General features: G+C 31.8%; 4 protein-coding genes and 3 pseudogenes. 1 reads left to right on the top strand and 6 read right to left on the bottom strand.

Features of this window, described 5'->3' with window-relative positions; all coding sequences use genetic code 11:
- The 6 genes and pseudogenes from AC1DJR_RS26240 to AC1DJR_RS26215 form a co-directional block, all read right to left on the bottom strand.
- Positions 1-230: pseudogene (locus AC1DJR_RS26240) on the bottom strand (GNAT family N-acetyltransferase); the annotation flags it as partial.
- Between the two features lie 85 nt (positions 231-315).
- Positions 316-1,180, bottom strand: a pseudogene (locus AC1DJR_RS26235) (alpha/beta fold hydrolase).
- 93 nt (positions 1,181-1,273) lie between these two features.
- A complete protein-coding gene (locus AC1DJR_RS26230; protein ID WP_477003882.1) occupies positions 1,274-1,744 on the bottom strand; it encodes a DMT family transporter in 471 nt (156 codons plus the stop codon).
- 19 nt (positions 1,745-1,763) lie between these two features.
- Positions 1,764-2,225 (bottom strand): annotated as a pseudogene (locus tag AC1DJR_RS26225) (Crp/Fnr family transcriptional regulator); the annotation flags it as partial.
- 58 nt (positions 2,226-2,283) lie between these two features.
- Positions 2,284-2,709: a DMT family transporter gene (locus AC1DJR_RS26220; RefSeq protein WP_477003881.1), complete on the bottom strand. Its 426-nt coding sequence runs from the start codon at positions 2,707-2,709 to the stop codon at positions 2,284-2,286.
- A gap of 180 nt (positions 2,710-2,889) precedes the next feature.
- The gene (locus AC1DJR_RS26215; RefSeq protein ID WP_477003883.1) at positions 2,890-3,375 is read right to left on the bottom strand and encodes a DUF2798 domain-containing protein; all 486 of its coding nucleotides are present in this window, start codon (positions 3,373-3,375) and stop codon (positions 2,890-2,892) included.
- Between the two features lie 231 nt (positions 3,376-3,606).
- On the opposite strand from AC1DJR_RS26215, the gene AC1DJR_RS26210 reads away from it, so the two are divergent.
- Positions 3,607-4,086, top strand: a 480-nt coding sequence (locus tag AC1DJR_RS26210; protein WP_477003880.1) for a serine hydrolase domain-containing protein, incomplete at its 3' end; no start/stop codon positions are given.

The following is a 4,086-nucleotide window of genomic DNA, read 5'->3' as shown; positions in this document are numbered from 1 at the left end:
CCACCAGCACCGAGTATTTCTCCATTATCACTTGCAACAAACCAACCATTCCACTCTTGGCTAATATTTAATATTTCACTTCTCACTCTTTCTTCATTGTAAAACTCCTTGATCGTACTTTCTATGTATTGCTGGGGCATCAAACCTGGATATGTATTTCTATAACCGTCTGAACACACTTTAATAATCCCCTGTATATCTTCCACTCTTGCTTTTCTATATTCAATCATATTGCATCCTCCCCAATTATAAATAAACAATTCACGCATTATATAATTCAATATTCAAACAATTAATCCTATCCGTGTTTTTATACTATATTTCTAAAAACCCTATAATCGTTTCACATACATTATCTGTTTCTTCGATATCTGGAAAATGTGCACTATTTTCATATATAACAAGTTTACTATTTTTCATATGGCTCGTTATCCTTTTACTCATTTCCACACCAGTATTATAGTCATACACTCCAACAATGACACATGTATCTTGTTCCAAATCATTAATGCGCTCAATAAGCGGTACAATTGATTTCGTTTCAAAAATAACTTTACTCATCTTCCCTGTATTACTTAAATGACTTTCTTCCCAAAGACTACGATTTAACTTTGCAAATTCTTCATTTTTGAACAATAGCCGATCAACAACTTCAGTATCAACAATGTTCCAAACTTGATTGTTTTTTTCTTTCAAGGAGATTTCCGACTTACTAATTATAGATATTTATTCTTTCATTTTCCCTTCCGGTACTTTTAGGAACCCTTCTATCTGCACCTTATACACTTCATCATAATCGTCTAATAATGGTGCCTGTAATACCATTTTTTCAACTCCTTCTGGGTATTTTAAAGCATACTCTAAACAAAGTTGTCCACCAAAAGAATAGCCAAATAAATTTACCTTCTCAGCATTTAATTGCTTTCTTAATTTCTCTAGATCTTCTACTAGAATATTTATTGAATATTCATCGTCATCTTGTGGTGTTTCACTTCGCCCACATCCTCTTTGTTCATAATAAACTACAGTTATATATTCCTCTAACTTCACTCCAAGTGTTCTCTCAAATACATAATGATTACCACCTGGACCTCCATGTACAATAATGAGCCGCCCCTGCAACTTTACATCAATGCTGAATCCCATCGATTTTCAAATAATGTACACCATCTTCCAACATGTACTGAATCACTTATTTTCTCTCCTTATCGCTCATTTACTACCACCTACATGTATATGTTCTAATTATTAACACCTTTTCCCTTTAAATTCTTTAGACCCTATCCTTGTTTATATGAATAGCTTTCTTATTCGAAAATAGATTTTTAAAAATTCCTACCCCGAAAATTAATAAACCTATACCAACTAACTTATTTATTTGTAATGGAACACTCTCGATTCCAAACAATCCGAATGTATCAATACACAACGCAACGACCAATTGAGTAATAAGGCTTATTAACACCGTATACGCTGGACCTAAACTCTTTATTGCACCCATTATACAAATAATTAATCCGATGCCAAACAATCCACTTATATAAAATAAATAATTTGTAGTATAAAAGTTAACGCTAATACTTTTCTCTGTAATGATATAAAATAGAACAGAACTTATGAGACCTATTCCAAGAACACATGCAGTTGTTAACCACTGTCCTACATTTTCATTCACTTTCGTATTAAAAACAGATTGTAAGCTAATTAATATTCCAGCTAATATAGCTAAACTAAATCCAATCATAACCTTTCTCTCCCTTTCATTACTCATATATATTATCTTTAGCAACTTCCTTCATTCTAGAAAAATCTTTAATTACAATAACTCCATTATTCTTTTCAATTAATTTTTCATTATAAAATTTTTGTAAAACTCGAATTACATGCCTATAACTTACACCTATAAAATCTGCAATACTTGATACAGAAGTTGCATCCAAATCCTCTTTATACATATTCCCATTACTATCCGTTGAAATTGAAAGTAAATAACTAGCTACACGTACTTCTACCGGATAAAGTAAATTTAGAGCTGTAAAACGAGTCGATATTTTTAACGTGTTCGCAATGTTTTCAAGCAAAAAGTTCATAAATATAGGATCATGTAATAACTTGTTTCTAATAACCGTATTAGAAATGGAGATAGCTACAACATCAGAACAAGCTTCAACAACATTATGCGCTTTACTATTTTGTATTAATTCAATATCACCGACAACTGAAAGCTTTCAAATATTGAATAATTAAGTCTGATTTATTATCCACGTACAGTCCCTTCTCTCCTTACAGATTAAATACAACAATACCTAACATCAGTACTATTGTTCCCACAATATGGTATCTCTCCATTTGTATCTTTTTTATATGAAATAATCCTTTCATTTCAATAACAGTAGCTGTTAATAATTGAGCAACCATAAGTGTTCCAGCTGTTAATGTAACTCCCATTGAATATATCGCCATTGTTTCTGCACAAATAATCAACCCACCAAGTGCACCAGCTGCTAAATATACTTTTTTCACACCCTTTAAATCCGTTACTTTCTCTTCTTTCTTTAACAAAAATATAGTTGTTGCAATAAGGAACCCAATTAAATGAGTTATAATACTCGTTGACCATATGCCGATATGTGAACTAAGTTTCGCATTAAAGGTTCCTTGAAGTGTTATAAATACTCCCGCAAAAACAGCAAATACAATGCCTTTCAAAAAATCATCTCCTAATCTTCTATCTATGATTTAATTAAAAGCTACAATACTACAACGACAAAAGGACAAATGTCACATCGATATGAAAATAATTAGTAATGTACACGAAAAAACACATCTCAAAATATGTGAGATGTGTTCAAAACACTTTATCAATATATAATATTAAAATAATTAAAACTACGCTAYATTAACAGCTTTATTCTTCAAAACAAACTTTCCAAAYAAGAAACGTACAAGWGGYCCCATWATWATTAATTGMARTGGRTACGCCATAATGAAATTTTTAATAAAAATTTCAAAATAAATTGAAACGAATGAGTCACCATGTAATCCATTATGTAAATACATCATAACCATTCCGTAAAATGACATAAAGAAAACCATCCCTATTACCATAGCTGTAGCCATCCCAATAATAACATTTACTTTTTTTGATTTATCAAATGGTAATGCAAATACAATCTTTTTCGCACATGGTCCAACGATACATATTTCAATTAATAATGCGATTATAAATCCAATTAGTAGTTCTAATGCGATCTCCTTAATATGAATTGGCCCTCCTACCCCATTCATTAATAAATTGTAAAACGTCATAACTATAACCATTCCAAGGCACATCATCATACCAAATTGGAGGTTTTCCTTTCTTGTTGTTGGCAATTTCATCATCCCTTCTCTTTGAGTCTTTGTCATTATATCGATATTGGAAACKCCTTCGTAAGTGAACATTTTGTGAACRTTTTTAAAGCGATTTCAGATTTCTCCCCTTTTTCACTTAAATTCTCATGTTCTATAACTTTATTTTTCATAAAGGTTTTACATATCTCAATGTTGTATTACTACATATAACATTTTTTCGATATCAATACTTAAAAGTAAGGAGATTAAATAATGGAACAAACCATTCATATTGACGGTTTCGTCAAACCTGGGTTTGAAAAAGTTAAGGATGCATTTATAGAAAATTTTACAACTCGTGAAGAATTAGGGGCGGCATGTTGTATCTATTTCAACGGTGAGTGTGTTGTTGATTTATGGGGTGGGTATCGTGATCACCAAACTAAGGAATTTGGGACAAAAGATACAGCAGTTCTCATATTTTCTGGGACAAAAGGGTTTGCTGCTCTTGCATTAGCTTTGGCCCATTCAAAAGGGTATATAGATTACGATGAAAAAGTATCTACTTACTGGAATGAATTTGGGATAAATGGAAAAGAAAATATCACAGTCCGGCAACTGCTTGGACACGAAGCGGGATTATGCTGTATTAATGAATTACCATTACATACACTTAGTGACTTTGATACAAAAAACGTTGCCCCATATTTAGAAAATATGAAACCAGCTTGGGAACCTGGTACAAAACATGGC

The sequence above is a fragment of the Bacillus sp. 05T31 genome (assembly GCF_056396725.1).
The sequence above is the reverse complement of the archived record's forward strand: the minus strand, read 5'-3'. Positions and strand labels throughout refer to the sequence as shown.

Bases quoted from the DNA above. Each gene is read 5' to 3' on its own strand.
- AC1DJR_RS26230 (WP_477003882.1), bottom strand. From the start codon at position 1,744: ATGATTGGATTTAGTTTAGCTATATTAGCTGGAATATTAATTAGCTTA.